A 15,130-nucleotide genomic window follows, 5' to 3' on the forward strand; every position below is an offset into this window, starting at 1 on the left:
TCGACGGGAGCGGCCCCGGGCGGATGCTCAGCGGAGTGACAGGCGGAGCAGCAGGTCCTTGACCTCGGTGGCCGCGACGCGCTCTCGGGCCTGGGAGGGGTCGGAGCACAGCAGGACGGGGGCATCGCGATCGTCGGCCGGGAGCCGCCCGTGTGATCCCCGTACGGCTCGCGCGCCCCGGTCGAGGCCCACGACGTTCATCGTGTAGCGCAGGCCGAGCTTCTTGCGCAGCAGGGCGACGGCGGCGCGGCGTTTGGCGGCGGCGGGATCGGCGGGATCGAAGAGCAGCTCGGCGGGGTCGTAGCCGGGCTTGCGATGGATCTCCACCATCCGCGCGAAGTCCGGCGCGCGGACGTCGTCGAACCAGTAGTAGTAGGTGAACCACGCCTCGGGATCGGCGAGCAGGACCAGCTCGCCGGCGCGCGGGTGGTCCAGGCCGTGCGCGGCCTTGCCCTCCTCGCCGAGCACCTCCGCCACGCCGGGCAGCGTCGCGCAGAGCCTGGCCACGGCCGCCACCTCGGCCGGGTCGCGCACGTAGACGTGCGCCACCTGGTGGTCGGCGACGGCGAACGCGCGGGACGTCCACGGGTCGAGATACTCCATCCCCGCCTGCGTGTGGATCCGGAGCAGTCCCTCGGCGCGCAGCATCCGGTTGACGTCGACGGGGCGCGACACCTCCGTGATGCCGTACTCCGACAGGACGAGGACCGTGTGCCCGCGCGCCGCCGCCGTGTCGAGCAGCGGCGTCAGCACCACGTCCAGGGCGGCGGCGGCGGAGGCCGAGCGCGGGTCCGCCGGGCCGTACCTCTGCAGGTCGTAGTCGAGGTGCGGGACGTAGACCAGGGTCAGGTCCGGCTCGTGGTGGGTCAGCAGCCTGCGGGCGGCCCGGCAGATCCAGGTGGAGGAGGAGATGCCCGCGCCGGGGCCCCAGTAGCTGAAGAGCGGGAAGGTGCCCAGTGCTTCGGTCAGCTCGTCGTGGAGCTGCGGCGGATCGGTGTAGCAGTCGGGATCCTTGCGGCCGTCGGCGTGGTAGACGGGCCGGGGCGTCACGTTCCAGTCGACCTCCGCGCCCATGGCGTACCACCAGCACACGTTGGCCACCGTGTAGCCGGGGCGCGCCCGCCTGGCGGACTCCCACACCTTCTCCCCGCCGACCAGCGCGTTGTGCTGGCGCCACAGCAGCACCTCGCCGAGCTCGCGGAAGTACCAGCCGTTGCCCACGACGCCGTGCCCCGAGGGGAGCTCGCCGGTGAGGAAGGTGGACTGGACCGAGCAGGTGACGGCGGGCAGTACGGTGCCCAGCGACGCCTGGAAGCCGCCGTCGGCGACCCGGCGCAACCGGGGCATGTGTTCCAGCAGGCGCGGGGTCAGCCCCACCACGTCCAGTACGAGCAGCGATGTCATGCGCCGACTCCCAGGTCGCGCAGCTCGGTGCGGGCGAAGTCCAGTTCGGCGGCGATGCCGTCGGCGAGTTCGCCGGCCGTCTGCGGGCGGAGGGCGGGGGGCAGCACGCCCCAGGTGTAGGTCTCGACGTCGAGGTGGTCGCACGCCGCCTCGGGGCCGCCGAACAGCTTCGCGAGCGCCTCGCGCAGCACCGGCACCGTGGTGGCCAGCGGCGGATCGGGTCTGACGTGCAGCGGCACGTGGTAGTGCACCCGCCACGGCCCGCTCATCTCCCGCTCCAGCGCCTCGTCGAGGTCGTCGGCCGCTCCGCCGTCCGGGTTGCGCGTCTGGTGCAGGAAACGCGGTTCGACGTAGTCGCGTACGGCGTGCGGTTCCTTGGTCTCCAGGGCGGCGGAGAGCTGAACCTTCACAATGGGCAGACCGGCCCGGCGCAGGGTGCGCAGGGCGTCCGCCGGGCGCTCCCACGCGCACGCCAGATGGGCGAGGTCCAGGCAGACGCCGAGCCATTCGGTGTCGGCCCGGGCGAGCGCGGCGGCGGCGTGCGCGGTGGTCTCCACGACGCAGCCTGGTTCCGGTTCGAAGCCCACCCGGATGACGCGTCCCGTGGCGGCGGCGAGGCCGGCGAGTCCCGTGGCCAGGTCGTCGAGCGCGCGGTCGGCGAGCCGCGCCCGCGCGTCGTCCCACGGGTCCCGCCACGCGAGCGGCAGCGTGGAGATCGACCCTCTCGCCGCGTCGTCGGGGAGCAGGACGGCGAGCACCCGCGCCAGGTTCAGGGTGTAGGTGAGCCGGTCCGCCTCCGTCCAGTCCGGCCGGTAGACCGCGTGCTTGACGACCGGCTGCTGGAACGACGCGTAGGGGAAGCCGTTCAGCGTGACGACCTCCAGGCCCCTGACGTCCAGTTCGCGGCGGAGCCGGGCGCAGGCCGCGTGGTCGCCGGCGAGCGCGGCGGCCACCGGCGCGGCCAGCCAGAGCCCGAGCCCCAGTACGGCGCTGCCGGTCCGCTCTCTGATCGGCAGCGCGTAGGCGTCGAGCTGCCCGATGATCCCGTCGAGGTCCTCGGCGGGATGCACGTTGGTGCAGTAGCTCAGGTGGAGGACCCGGCCTCCGGGGTGGCGCAGCCTCATCAGGAACCGCCCCGCAGGATCGAGCTCCCCGCGAACGTGGGACTCACCTCGGCGATCTCGGACAGGTCGAGCCGCCCCGACTGGCCGTAGAACTCTACCGGGTTGCGCCACATCACCCGGTCGACGTCGTCGGGACTGAAACCGGCGTCGAGCATCGCGTCCGCGGTGACCCGGGTCAGCAGCGGGTCGGAGACGCCCCAGTCTGCCGCGGAGTTGACCAGCATGCGGTCCAGACCGTGCTCGCGCAGGATCGCCACCATCCGCGGCGGCGACATCTTGGTCTCGGGATAGATGGAGAACCCCGCCCAGCAGCCGGATTCACGGACGAGCCCGACGGTCAGCTCGTTGAGATGGTCGATGAGGACCATGCCAGGCGGAATGCCGGATTCGGCGACCACGTCGAGGCTACGCCGGGTTCCGCGCGCCTTGTCCCTGTGCGGCGTGTGCACCAGCGCGGGCAGTCGGTGCTCCACGGCCAGCGCGAGCTGCGCGGCGAACGCGGTGTCCTCGTCGGCGGTCATCGAGTCGTAGCCGATCTCGCCGACCGCGACCACGCCGTCCTTGGCCAGGTAGCGGGGCAGCAGGCCGAGCACCGGACGGCAGCGGGGATCGCCCGCCTCCTTGGGGTTCAGCGCGATCGTCGCGTGGTGGCGGATGCCGTACTGGCTCGCCCGGAACGGCTCCCAGCCGATCAGCGCGTCGAAGTAGTCGGTGAACGAGCCGGGGTTGGTGCGCGGCTGACCCTGCCAGAAGGCCGGCTCCACGACCGCGCGCACTCCCGCGGCGGCCATCCGCCGGTAGTCGTCGGTCGTCCGCGAACTCATGTGGATGTGCGGGTCGAAGATACGCATCAAACCTCCCGGGTGAGACTGCGCAGCAGGGTGATCGCGTCGTCCGGCATCGTGCGCCCGGCGGCGGCGCGTTCGTCGGCCAGGGCGCCGAGCATGGTCGCGAGCTCGGCGTCGGCCCGTTCCGCGAGATCGTGCACCAGCGCCAGCCGTACGCCCATGAACACGCACTTGAGCACGCCCTGCCGCCACGCGGGCTGATCGAGGTGCCGCGCGCACGGGCCGAGGGCGGCGGCGACGAGGCGCGTGTCGTTGGTCCGGATCGCGTCCAGGAGGAGGGGCACGGCGGCGGCCCCGATCCCCAGCATCGGCAGCGCCTTGAGCACGGCGCGCTTCTCCCCGGCGTCCCCGTGACCGTAGAGCTCCCCGGCCTCCTCGGCGCGGCGGCCGGGCGGGAGCGCCGCGAGCAGCAGGGCCCGCGCGGCCTCGTCGGCGTGCCACCCGGGGGCGTCCGCGAGCGGGGCCCTGCCCACCTGCCGGCCCGCCGCCGCGAAGTACCGGCCGACCGTCTCCGGCCGCTCGGCCACCCGCGCCCGCGCCTCCGCCAGCCACCCCGCGTCCGGTACGTCAGGCAACAGCTGAGCCTCCGTCTGATCCACTCCCGGCGATCCCGTCCCATCCGGTACGGCAGGCAGCCCGGCGTCCATCACACCTCCATCGCGGCACGCAGAAAATCGATCGAGCGGGCGGCCACCTGAGGCGCCGCGTGCGAGTGGCGGGGCAGTTCGACCGAGACCAGCCCTCGATATCCGCAGTCGGCCAGGGCGCGCAGCACCGGCGGGAAGTCGATCTCGCCCTCGCCGAACTCCAGGTGTTCGTGCACACCCCGGCGCATGTCGTCGATCTGCACGTTGACCAGATGTTCGGCGACGGCCCGCACAGAGCCGGGCACGGTGCCGGGCTCCAGGCAACGGCAGTGGCCCAGGTCCAGGGTGATGCCGAAGCCGGCCGGTCGCCCGAGCGCGTCGTACAGCCGGCGCCAGTCGGCGATCGACTCGACCAGCATCCCGGGCTCGGGCTCCAGCCCCAGCGGCGGTCCGGTTCGCCCGGCGGCGTCGACGAGGTGGGCGCACCCCTCGATGAGCCGGTCCCAGGCGGTCGCCTCGGCGACCGAGGCGGGCCGTACCCCCGCCCAGAAGGAGACCGCCTCGGCGCCCAGGTCGGCGCCGATCGCGATCGCCCTGCGCAGCAGGTCCAGCCGCCGCTCGCGGTCGTCGTGCAGCAGCGTCGGAGCGTGTTTGTGCCAGGGGTCGAGCAGGTAGCGCGCGCCCGTCTCGATGACGACGGCGAGCCCGAGGTCGCGCAGCCTGTCGGCGGCGGCGGCCACCCGGCGTGCGAGCCCGTCCGCGTAGGGATCCAGGTGGTCGTGGTCGAGGGTGAGAGCGACCCCGTCGTAGCCGAGACCGGCGATGACCTCGAACGCCGCGGACAGCCGGTGGTCGGCGAACCCGTTGGTCCCGTAGCCGAAGCGGACGCCGCCGCTCATGTCGGGGACACCTTCCGGGAGAGCGCCCGCGCCAGCGGGACGACCGCGGCGACGGCCAGCCCGGCACGCGCGTCGCCGGCCCTGGCGGTGAGCGCGCCCTGGAGCGCGGGCAGCGAGACGATGCCGGCGCCGACGGCGGCGCGGACCCGCTGCGCCGACGGGTCGGCGACCGCGCGGGCCTGCTCCAGGCCGAACCGTGCCGCGTACCAGCCGGCCAGCGCGTTCTGGATCACCGCCTGCCGGCCGCCCGCCGGCGACGATGACAACGCGGTGAGCGCGGCCGTGCCCGCCATGGTCCACGCGGGCAGGCGGCGGCCCGTCCCCGACACCTCGCCGCGCGACAGCACGGTGAGCAGGTAGGTGTGCGCCCCCACCGTGAGCGCGGCGGGCAACGCGCGGACGGTGGCGTGCGGGCTCGGCACGGCGGGAGCCGGGCTCGCGCCCAGCAGCACGTCGAGGGTACGGCAGAGCGCCATCGCCAGCGGTCCCGCCCGGGTACCCTTCGCGGCCAGGTCGTACGCCCACACGGTGGCGGCGAGCGGGACGGCGACGGCGAGTGATCGCCGTCCGCCCACCAGTCCCGCGACGGCGATTCCGGCGGCCGTGAGTCCCGCGGCGAGTCCGAGCGCTCCGGCCGGCGTCACCCTTCCGGAGGGGATGGGCCGTTCGGGGCGTTCCACCGCGTCGAGGTGGCGGTCGGCCCAGTCGTTTGCGGCCATCCCCGCCGCGTAGAGGCAGACGGAGGAGCAGGCCAGGCCGAGAGTACGGCGGTCGAGCACCTGGCAGGCGGCGGCGCCGGCGATGACGTCACCCGGCACGGACAGGGCGGCGGGTGCTCGCACGATCTCCAGCAGGTCGCGTAACCCGGCCATCAGCCCGCTCCCTCGCCGTGATCCTCCTCGCCATGATCGGCGGGATCCTCGGCGGGTGCCGGGTGGGGAGAGGCTCCGGCGAGACGACCGGCGAAGTCGCACAGCAGCCGCCACTGGTCGGGAAGCGCGTGCGGGACGGGACCGATCGGGTCCTTGAAGAAGAAGGCCAGCTCCGTCAGCGGGCCCGAGTACCCGGCCCGGTGCGCCGCGGCCGTGAGCCTGGCCAGGTCGAGCACCAGGGGCGCGGCGAGGGCGGAGTCGCAGCCGTGCCAGGTGAACTCCATCCGCATCCGGGTGCCGAGGAATCCCTCGAAGGTGACGAGGTCCCAGGCCGTCTTGAACTCGCCGGCGGCCTCCAGATAGTCGATGCGGGTCGCGCCCTCGGGGACGTAGCCGAGCGTCTCGGCCAGCACCCGCTGCTTGCTGGCGGCCTTGGCGGCGTTCGGGCCCGGCTGGGCGAGGTTGGCGCCGTCGCCGCCGCCCAGCAGGTTGATCCCCGACCAGGAGCGCACGGCCAGGTTGCGGACCGCGAACATCGGGGCGAGCACCGACTTGACGAGCGTCTCACCGGTCTTGCCGTCGTGCCCGCCGTACGGCAGGCGGAGGTCGCGGGCGAGCCGGTCGAGTGCGGGCAGCCGGGCGCCCGTCGAAGGGGTGAAGTCCACGTAGGGGCAGCCGGCGCGGAAGGCGGCGTAGGCGGCGAGCGCGCTCGGCGGCAGGACGGCCGGTGCGCGGGGCAGTTCGGCGAGCAGCGCGTCCAGGTCGGCGTGCGCCGGATGCGGCTCGGGCGCGGGCTCCGTGGTCGAGACGTTGATCACGACGAGCCGCTCCAGGCGGTGCCGCCGCCGGAAGCCGTCGAGATCGGCGACCATCAGCGCGGCGGTCTCGGCTTGGTCCGCCCCGGCGGGGAGGGGACGCACGTCCTCCTCGATCGCGAGCAGATCGTCGCGCACGGCCCTGATCAGCCACGAGGGGACGACCCCGGCGCCGGCCAGGGCCTCGGCCCGCTTCGCGAGGGGCGTCGGCGAGATGTCGTGCCCGCCGAAGACGAGTTCGCCCAGGCCGGGCAGGACGTCGCCGTGTAGTCCGGGGAGTTCGGTGACGCATCCGATGGGTTCAGCGAGGCCGGCGCGGATCGCGAGGGTCCCCGTCATGGTGGTGACGGCGACGGATCCTCTCGCTCCGATCAGCCACACTCCTGTGCTCATCTGGTCTCCTGTGGGGGCGCTCGGCTGAGGCAGAGGGTCAGAAGATTGAGAACGTCGATGAGAGCTGGACGGCGGCGCGAGCGTGGAAGGAGCCGCTGGGCAGCGCGACCGGCGACCGGCGATCGGCGACCGGCGCGGGTGCCCAGCGAACCCTTTGAGCGCTGCAGACCCGTCTCCGGCAATCCGTCCAAGTGGCCGCATGGCCGACAAATCGGGTCTGTTGAGCGCAGTTAACATTGGATGTCTTTAGTCCGTCAAGGGCCAAAGTCGCGGTTGTGAACTACCGATCGCTTTCCGGGATCCTGTTGCACAGCAGCCCACAGCCCTGTCTTCGCGCTCGACCGTCCGGGGGCTCGTCGGCATAGGTCCGATGTTTCGAGGCATGCCAACAGGCTCTCCTGGCGGCTCCACGCGAAACGCCGGCAAGTCCGAAGCCGGTGACTCTTTCGATTGGCGGTGTCACTCTTTCGACGACGGGGCGCGTAAGTCGGGTCCAGTCTCGCAGAAAGTTCCGCTGATGCGGCGGCACGCCCGCTTCTTCCACCAACGTGCCATGCGGTGCTCCGGCCCGTCCTCGCCCGCACATGGCCGGGTGCGCGACGCTCCTCGTCGCCCGGCCGTCGCGGCTCGGCTTTGGCCGAGGTCTTTGCACGGATACCCTCGCCGGGTATATTCGGGCACACCCTAGGGAGGTATGTGATGTTCGAGATTTCCGCCAGACGGTCCAGGAATCAGCACGGTGCCGTGGCCGACCGGCCCGGGTGCTCGTGCCGGAGGGGCCTGGCCGCGGTGGCAGAGGGGTGGACGTGGTGAAGGTCGCGGGATTCGTCGCGGACGGGTACGAAGCGGTGCGCCAGGTCTTTCAGCAACTGGTGGACGACGGCCGGGAGACCGGGGCAGGTGTGTCGGTCTGGAGGGAAGGCCAGGAGGTCGTCCGGCTGAGCGGGGGATGGGCCGATGCCGGGCGGCGCGGCCCCTGGCGACCGGACACCCTCGTCCAGCCGTACTCTCTGTCGAAGTCGTTCGTGACGCTCGCCGCCCTGGTGGCGGTACGTGACGGCGCGCTGGCTCTGGACGAGCCGATAGCCGGCCACTGGCCCGCGTACGGAGTGCGGGGCAAGGAGCGCACCACGTTGCGCCAGGTGCTCACCCACCGGGCGGGGCAGCCGCGTTTCCCGGCCGAAGCCGCGGGCCTGGATCTGCTGGACGACGCCGGGCTGCGTGAAAGCCTGGCGCGGGCGGCGCCGGAGTACGTTCCGGGGACATCGCTGGGGGAGCACGCGCTGACCTACGGCCACCTGGTCGACGGCATTCTGCGCGCGGGCGCCGGCACCACGCTAGCGGAGGTCTACAACGAGACGGTGCGGCCCGCGCTGGATCTGGACGCCTGGTTCGCGGTGCCGGATCACGCCCTGGACCGCGTCGCCGACCTGGAGTACGCCGACCCGGACTGGCCACGTCGACTGCACGCGGCGCCGTGGCTCCAGATTCCCGCCGGCACGCTGGACGTCGAGCGGGCGAACTCCAGGGCTTGGCGGCAGGCGGTCTTCGGTGCGGTCAACCTGCACGCGACCGCGACCTCCATCGCACAGTTCTTCTCCCAGCTGACCGACGAGGAGGGTCCCGTGCACGCGCTGCTGGGGCCGCGGCTGCACACCGAACTGCTCGCCTCCCAGGTCACGGACTTCGACGAGGTCTTCGGCACCAGGATCACCTGGACACTGGGCTTCGTCCGCGACCGCGGCAAGATCGCCAAAGGCGGGATCGGCGGCTCGGCCGCCTGGTGGTCGCGGAGGCACCAGCACGCCTGCGCCTACCTGACGCGCCGACTGGACGATCACTCCCGCGCCGCCGAGATCGCCGCCGCACTGGGCGACGACCTGGCCGTGGTGGGCGAGGACTGAGCGACCGGCCCGTGACCCCCGACGCGCGCTCCTTGAGTCGCGAACCAACCCGGGCCCCGCGACGCCCGGCTCATGGACGATGGGCCCGCACCGGCACCCGGCCAGGCCAGGGTCAGCCGCGCAGGAATTCCACGAGGGCGGGCGCGAGTTTCTTGGGAGCCATGACCACGGCGCCGTGGTTGAGGCCGGGCAGGGTACGGTGTTCGGCCTCGGGCAGGATGCCGGCCAGTGCCCGCGCGGCGTCGTGGAATCCGGCGGCGCTCTTGCCGCCGGTCAGCACCAGGGCCGGAGCCTTCGCGGCCGACCATTCGCCCGCCCGCAGCGGCCGGCCCTGCTGGGTCTCGCCCATCACCCTGGCGTCGTAGGGCAGGGTGTGCGCCAGCGACTTGAGGTTCGACCACGCACCCGGCATCAGCCGCATCATGGCCACCATGAACGTGGGCATGCCCTGGGCCTCGGTCATGAAGTACTTGACCGCGTCGCCGCGCCGGTCGGCGGCCAGCAGCGCGTCGAGCCGCTGGGCGTAGTCCGCAGGCGGCCCGAAGCCGTCGTCACCGATCACGAACGGCGGCTCGTACAGGGCGAGCTTCTCGATGCCGAGCCCGGCCGCCGCGGCACGCAACGCCAGCACCGCCCCCGACGAACTGCCGAACACCGACGCCGAGCCCCCGACGTGGGCGATCAACGCCGCGATGTCCTCGACCTCGCGCTCGGTCGTGTGCCCGGCGGTGTCCCCGCTGGCACCGCGCCCCCGCCGGTCATAATTGATCACCGTGAAGTGCTGGGCGAGCAGGCCGGCGAGCTTACGGGCGTCGGATCGGTCGGCCAGTGCCGAGGACACCAGAATGACCGCGGGCCCGGCGCCGAGCCGTTCGAACGCGATCTCGGTTCCGTCGCTGGAGATGACCGTCGAGTTCACTGCGGTGGTCTTTTCGCTGGTGGTGGACATGATTGGTACTCCGCTTCAGGCTATTTTCGTGTTCCTGGCTATATGACGGCTCCTGGGCTGAGAAGGAATCGGTCCGGTTCGGCTCACCGTGACCAGGGTGCCGAGCCGGTGTCGAAGACCCGTCCGAATCGGGTCGAGCACCGGCGCGTCCGGCCGCTGAAGGGCGGGCATGATCCCGGCCGCGGCGAGTACGGCGGGAGCCGCGACGAGGAGCGCGGCCAGCAGAAGCGGAGCCCCGATGACGCCCGTCACGGCCGGGCCGGGCCCCGGGCCGGTGTGCCGGGAGTACGACCGGGCCAGGATGCCGTAGCCGGCCGCGCCGAAGAGGAAGAAACGCCACATCCGCGACGCCCATGACGGTGATCTGCGCCGACGGCGGGCTGCTGGGGACGGCAGGTCCCGCGCGGGGGACCTGCCGCCTTCTTCCGGTTAGTTTTCGCAGGCGTAGAAGCCGCGCCGGTATCCCATGTCGTATCCGCGGGCCCATTCGTTGAATCCGCGGCGGCTACGGGACTGGCTGGTCTCCGTCAGGCAGTCCTTGTATCCGTCGCGGTATCCCTGGCGGAAGCCGGCCTTGCACTCCGTTCCGCAGGGCCTGGCCGCCGTGTGCTGCGAGGCGACGGCCGGCCGTGCGGCGTCGGCGGGGCTCGCGGCGTGCGCGACTCCGACCGGCGCGAGCAGGGCCGCGCCGAGCAGGATCGGAGCCAGCACCATCACCTTCCGCGCGCTTGACTTCGTCGCTGGGCGAGCGTCCTTCTTGCCGATGAACATGTGGGATCTCCCCGTTTCATGATTGTTCCGACCGTCAGGGCCGGAAAACTGTGACAACTTGTAGTCGTTCAGTGGCTCCTAGTGGTTCGAGCTATTCGCGTAACGCTTCGGTCACGGATTGTCATATCGCCGGGTCGTCGCAGGTGTGCAGTCGTAGGGCCGCTGTGGTCGGCGTCTCGGGCGGGCGGCGATGGCCGGGGAGGTTCGGTCGCGCCTCCGGGTTCCCTGTCCCAGCCGTTCGGTCGTCCGGCGGAGCGCCGCTGCCGGCGACCGCGCAGGCGCATCCGGCCGCGAACCGCCGACGCCCCCGCCCCGCCGTACGGCGGGCGGATTCGCCCTGTGTCGTGCTCGCAAACCGGGCAGAGAACATGAATTCAGGGGAAATTTCTGCGAGGTTCGTTCCTGGGCGACTGATCGGTGCGGCCCTGTGAACTGGCCTTTGACACGTCATGCGGATTCTTCTGACACCTCGATGCCGATTCGCGCGGTGACGCGGGCCGATCGGCTCGCATGGGTCCTCACAAAGCGGGAAGTCTTTCGCGAGTCTTCGAGGAGGGCGCGGCGGCACGGGCCGGAGCGTCGTTCTTGACTGGCCGGCGGAACCCCCCGCCGAACGCCGCCCTTATCGGGTGGACGGTAATTCAGGTCACTGCTTGGAGGACCTACGTGAAGCCCATCAACCCCGACAAACCGAACGAAACGCTTGGATCGAGCCGGTCGCGGCGGCGCATTCACCACCCACTGATACTCGCGACCACCTTCACGCTCGTGACCTCAGGCGGCATCGGGATGGCCGCGGCGTCAGCGGCGACGCCGCAGCCCCCCGAGACGCCGACCCCCACCGCGACCATCAGCGAGACCCCGACTGGCACCCCCACCGACACCCCCACCGAGACACCCACTGGGGCGCCGACCGACACGCCGCCTCCGCCTCCGCCGCCTCCGCCCGTCGAGATCCCGATCCCGGTCCCGACGCCCACCGTCAAGATGCCCCGCATTGATCCACGGGCGTTCTTGGGCACTCTGCACGGCGAGTTCGTCGTGCCGCTGAAGGACGGCTGCGGTTTCACGGTGCTCACCCAGACCGGGGAGGCGACCGCGCTGGCCGAGGACTCGATCACCGTGAGAAGCCAGGACGGCTACGAGAAGGTGTACGGGATCAACGACTCCACCCGGACCTTCGTCGGCCGGCGAGGTGACGGTGAGGTGAAGCAGGGCGACTGGGTGCTGGTCGCCGCCGCCCCGGCGGGGGAGGCCGCGACAGCGGGGGAGACCGCGACGGCCGCCCATGTATACGATCTGTCGCGGTCCGGCAAGATCCGTTGGCGCGGCAACGAATGGTGGTCCTCCAGGCAGGGGTCCGCCTTCGGTAAGTGGCGTACCCCCAAGATCTGCCCCACACCTACTCAAAGCCCCACCGTGCCTCCCACGGTCACACCTCCGGAGACCCCGCCCGTCCCGCCTCCGGCCACGCCGACCGTCACCCCCACGGACGTCCCGACGACGCCCGCCCCCACAGGCGTCCCGACGACGCCCATCCCCACTCCCACCGTGTCGGAGACCCCGGCCCCCACTCCGCCGCCGAGCCCTTGAGCTGACAACCTCCGCGACCCGCGTTCCGGTGACCTGCGCTCGCGTCACCCGATCATCGAGTTCCGGGTGGCCGGTGGCGCCTGGTGATCCTTGGCGGGTGCCGTGAACGTCGGCACGGGTTCCGAGCCGCGGTGTGATTCACCGGGTCGTGGCGGTTTCGGCTGCAGAGTCCCGGATTCGGCAGGAGGGCGGTCGTGGTGTGACGCCGGTCCTGCCTGTCGTTCCGTGTCCGGCCGGCTCCGCCACGACCTCCGGATCCTGCGCGGGGTGACCCGTCGGGGTGTGCGTCCTAGCCCTGCCACGTGATCGGTGGGCGTGCCGTCAGGGAGGGCATTTCCAAGAATGACAGCCTCCGTTCACGGTCAGGCAGCGAGCGTCCCCTAGATTCCCATTTCATGACATTTCAGGACACTTCGCAGGGCATGGTTCAGGACGCTGTGGGGCGATCGGGCCATGGACTCTCCAGGCGTTCCCTGCTGGCCGGTGTGCTCTCCGGGGCCGGTCTCGCTGTTCTCGGAGGTGGTGCCGCCCATGCGGCCGAGCGTCTGGGCGGCAGGGAACGGGTACGAGTACTGATCGCGACGAATGAGCCGTGGGGGACCTATCACGCCTTGCCGTTGCTCCCCGAGGCGACGCGCCTCGGGTGGGAGATCGTCCAGCTCGTCCCCGACCGATCTCGTGTCACGCCGCAGGACCCGGTGCGGGTGGCCACCCTTGACGATGTTCCCAAGGCCGACCTGCTCGTCGTCACCGGCGCGGGCGACTGGCCCGCCGACTGCGCCGCGCGGCTGCGGAACCTGCCGCTGATCGCCGCCTCGCTGGCTTACCAGCTGCCCAAGGAGGCGCCGCGGGCGGCGGAGTTCAGGAAACGGCTCCGGGCGATCACCGCGTCGTCGCCGGCCGAGGCGAAGGTGTTCGACGACTACCTCGGCACCCGCCGCCAGATCAGCGTCGTGGGCACGCCTCAGACGGACGACCTGCCCAGGCGCGCCCCGGAACCGGGCACCGTACTGGTGCTCACCAGTGTGACCAAGTCGGACGACACCGGCGGTTCGGCCCCGGGCACCGAGTTGCTGATGGACGCGGCCGAACGCCTGGCCGCGGCCGGCAAGCACGTCCTGGTCGGGTTGCATCCGCGTGAGGACCGCTCGTTGTGGGAGCGGTACGAGATCAGCACGGTCCCGTCGGTCCAGGCGTCGGCGAGAGCCGAGGTCGCCATCGGCATCCCCGGGACGATCTTCCCGATCGTCGCCGCGGCGGGTATCCCGCTGGTCGGATGCACGGACCCGCGGCTCCAGATCCCCGACTACCTGAAAAGCGTCTGCTCGCACACCATCACCGACGCGGACGACGCGGTGACCGCCGCGGCCGAGGCGAAGCCGGTCTCGCGAACGGTGCTGTACGAGGCGGTCGGTCCGGTGGGCGGATCGGCTCGCCGTCTGTTCAAAGTGTGGCGAAAAGAGGGGATCCGGCAGTCCTCCCACCACTGATCGACGGAGGGACCTCGGCGACCGGGCACGGACACGTTCCGGGCCCGGCCGCAGGCCCTGCACCCGATACGAAGAGGACTGGATCGCGATTCAGCTGACCCGCGCACATCGACCGGGCCGACGCCTACTCGATAGGTACATCAACGTTTGAAATCGACGTATTCCTCTATATGTGGGATATCCGCCCAGTTGCCGGGTTCGCCGAAGTAGGTGCGTGCCCGGGTCGTTTCCGGCCCGCGCCGAATTCCCGCGCCCCAAGGGGCCTGCTCTCCACTAATCCGGTACGGCGGCGCCCGGCCATGTCAAACTAGCCTTACGTGGAGTAACGCTACGTTGTATTTGGGTACCCAAATGCATATGGAAGCCGCCCGGCGGGTCGACTCCCCTGCGAACAGCGCATCGCATGGTCGCCGAGTCGAGGGCGGCAGACCGGGTAGTGCCCGGCACGGGCAGAGGGCTGTTTGACAGGGCGGATTGCTGATGCGGGACAGTGCTTCCCACGATGACGAGCGGCAGCAAGATCTGATCAGTGGGTTCGCCGCGGAGTTACGGAGCCTGCGGGCCGCGGCGGGCAATCCGTCGTTCCGGCGGATGGCGGGGCGATCCCGGCGCATCTCCCACACCACCTTGCACGAAGCGGCCGCCGGGTCCCGCTTCCCCTCCTGGGCGACCACTCAGGAGTTCGTCAGGGCCTGCGGGGGAGACGAGGGCCAGTGGCGTTCCCGCTGGGAGCGGGTCAGGGACGCGACGGATCGGAAGCAGGCACCTGAGGTGTGGCCGGCCGTACCGGCTGCGGACCCCGGACCCGGCGCGCCCGGCCGCCGGCGCGTCATCGTGCTGGGCGCTCTGGCCATCGGCGCGGCGGGAGCCCTCGTGGCCGGCTTCCTGGTGCTGGGACGGCAACCGCCGCCGGGTACGGCGAGCCCGCCGTCCGGGCCGTTGATCTCCGGTGACCGAAGCCGGTTCGTGACCGATGTGACGATTCCCGATGGCACCTTGGTCAAGGTGAACGAAACGTTCGTGAAGGTGTGGGAAATTCAGAACTCCGGGACGATCTTCTGGCGTAACCGCTATCTGGAAAGGGATGACAAGCCGGTTCTGCCGGGTGGATGCCGCACAGTGGAACGTATTCCCATCGGCGATACGCTGCCCAACGAACGTGTGAAGATCAGCGTTACGGTGACGGCGCCGAGCACACCTGGAACCTGCGTCGTCAAATGGAAGATGGTCGACGTGAACGGTCGAATATTGTTTCCGACGTCTCGGCCGGTCTTCTTTCTGGTCCATGTCGTGGACGAAGGGGAAACGCCTTCTGGAAAGGACGCGGCCGACCCGCTCTCTCGCTGACCGTCTCACCGGGCCGGCACTGCCCGCCGACGGCCTCCTGCTGATCACCGCGGGCAGCCGTTCCCCGGCGTGGCGCATCACCGCCGAACGCCTTCGCGCCAAGCCGTTCCCCGCCGCCGAAGTGCGACACCTGG

The 15,130-nt window shown here is 71.3% G+C and carries 14 protein-coding genes; 4 read left to right on the top strand and 10 right to left on the bottom strand.

The features are described from left to right. Window positions 1-27: 27 nt before the first annotated feature. The 7 genes from MBA17_RS39495 to MBA17_RS39525 form a co-directional block, all read right to left on the bottom strand. On the bottom strand, window positions 28-1,404 hold the full coding sequence (locus MBA17_RS39495) for an alkaline phosphatase family protein (RefSeq protein ID WP_238502835.1): 1,377 nt from the start codon (window positions 1,402-1,404) through the stop codon (window positions 28-30). Continuing rightward, window positions 1,401-2,528, bottom strand: coding sequence for a metabolite traffic protein EboE (gene eboE / locus MBA17_RS39500; protein ID WP_238502837.1), 1,128 nt, complete (start codon window positions 2,526-2,528; stop codon window positions 1,401-1,403). The genes MBA17_RS39495 and eboE overlap by 4 nt, the downstream gene beginning before the upstream one ends. After that, window positions 2,528-3,379: a TatD family hydrolase gene (locus MBA17_RS39505; RefSeq protein ID WP_238502839.1), complete on the bottom strand. Its 852-nt coding sequence runs from the start codon at window positions 3,377-3,379 to the stop codon at window positions 2,528-2,530. The genes eboE and MBA17_RS39505 overlap by 1 nt, the downstream gene beginning before the upstream one ends. Continuing rightward, a complete protein-coding gene (locus MBA17_RS39510; RefSeq protein ID WP_238502841.1) occupies window positions 3,379-3,951 on the bottom strand; it encodes an EboA domain-containing protein in 573 nt (190 codons plus the stop codon). Before MBA17_RS39510 ends, MBA17_RS39505 begins: the two co-directional genes overlap by 1 nt. A 71-nt stretch (window positions 3,952-4,022) precedes the next feature. Further along, window positions 4,023-4,862: a sugar phosphate isomerase/epimerase family protein gene (locus tag MBA17_RS39515; RefSeq protein ID WP_238502843.1), complete on the bottom strand. Its 840-nt coding sequence runs from the start codon at window positions 4,860-4,862 to the stop codon at window positions 4,023-4,025. After that, window positions 4,859-5,734 (bottom strand): SCO3242 family prenyltransferase, encoded by an 876-nt coding sequence (locus MBA17_RS39520; RefSeq protein WP_238502845.1) that lies wholly within the window; start codon window positions 5,732-5,734, stop codon window positions 4,859-4,861. The genes MBA17_RS39515 and MBA17_RS39520 overlap by 4 nt, the downstream gene beginning before the upstream one ends. Continuing rightward, the gene (locus MBA17_RS39525; RefSeq protein ID WP_238502846.1) at window positions 5,734-6,942 is read right to left on the bottom strand and encodes an inositol-3-phosphate synthase; all 1,209 of its coding nucleotides are present in this window, start codon (window positions 6,940-6,942) and stop codon (window positions 5,734-5,736) included. The genes MBA17_RS39520 and MBA17_RS39525 overlap by 1 nt, the downstream gene beginning before the upstream one ends. 806 nt (window positions 6,943-7,748) lie before the next feature. Here MBA17_RS39525 and MBA17_RS39530 point away from each other — a divergent pair. Beyond that, window positions 7,749-8,846 (top strand): serine hydrolase domain-containing protein, encoded by a 1,098-nt coding sequence (locus MBA17_RS39530; RefSeq protein WP_238502847.1) that lies wholly within the window; start codon window positions 7,749-7,751, stop codon window positions 8,844-8,846. A 112-nt stretch (window positions 8,847-8,958) separates the two neighbouring features. Here MBA17_RS39530 and MBA17_RS39535 read toward each other — a convergent pair whose 3' ends face one another. The 3 genes from MBA17_RS39535 to MBA17_RS39545 all read right to left on the bottom strand — a co-directional run bounded on the left by MBA17_RS39535 (window position 8,959) and on the right by MBA17_RS39545 (window position 10,566). Continuing rightward, the gene (locus tag MBA17_RS39535) at window positions 8,959-9,795 is read right to left on the bottom strand and encodes an alpha/beta fold hydrolase (protein ID WP_238502848.1); all 837 of its coding nucleotides are present in this window, start codon (window positions 9,793-9,795) and stop codon (window positions 8,959-8,961) included. A 15-nt stretch (window positions 9,796-9,810) separates the two neighbouring features. After that, window positions 9,811-10,137 carry a hypothetical protein gene (locus tag MBA17_RS39540; RefSeq protein ID WP_238502849.1) on the bottom strand — a complete coding sequence of 109 codons (327 nt, stop codon included), beginning with the start codon at window positions 10,135-10,137 and terminating at the stop codon, window positions 9,811-9,813. A gap of 87 nt (window positions 10,138-10,224) precedes the next feature. Then, window positions 10,225-10,566, bottom strand: a complete 342-nt coding sequence (locus MBA17_RS39545; protein WP_238502850.1) for a hypothetical protein — start codon at window positions 10,564-10,566, stop codon at window positions 10,225-10,227. A 768-nt stretch (window positions 10,567-11,334) separates the two neighbouring features. Between MBA17_RS39545 and MBA17_RS39550 the strand changes: the two genes are divergently transcribed. The 3 genes from MBA17_RS39550 to MBA17_RS39560 all read left to right on the top strand — a co-directional run bounded on the left by MBA17_RS39550 (window position 11,335) and on the right by MBA17_RS39560 (window position 14,996). Then, window positions 11,335-12,159 carry a hypothetical protein gene (locus MBA17_RS39550; protein ID WP_238502851.1) on the top strand — a complete coding sequence of 275 codons (825 nt, stop codon included), beginning with the start codon at window positions 11,335-11,337 and terminating at the stop codon, window positions 12,157-12,159. Between the two features lie 395 nt (window positions 12,160-12,554). Continuing rightward, window positions 12,555-13,649, top strand: coding sequence for a hypothetical protein (locus tag MBA17_RS39555; protein WP_238502852.1), 1,095 nt, complete (start codon window positions 12,555-12,557; stop codon window positions 13,647-13,649). Window positions 13,650-14,129: 480 nt separating this feature from the next. Further along, window positions 14,130-14,996: an NBR1-Ig-like domain-containing protein gene (locus MBA17_RS39560; protein WP_238502853.1), complete on the top strand. Its 867-nt coding sequence runs from the start codon at window positions 14,130-14,132 to the stop codon at window positions 14,994-14,996. Window positions 14,997-15,130 lie beyond the last annotated feature (134 nt).

Origin of the sequence: Dolomitihabitans soli (genome assembly GCF_022213955.1) — a bacterium.
GTDB lineage: Bacteria > Actinomycetota > Actinomycetes > Streptosporangiales > Streptosporangiaceae > Streptosporangium_A > Streptosporangium_A soli.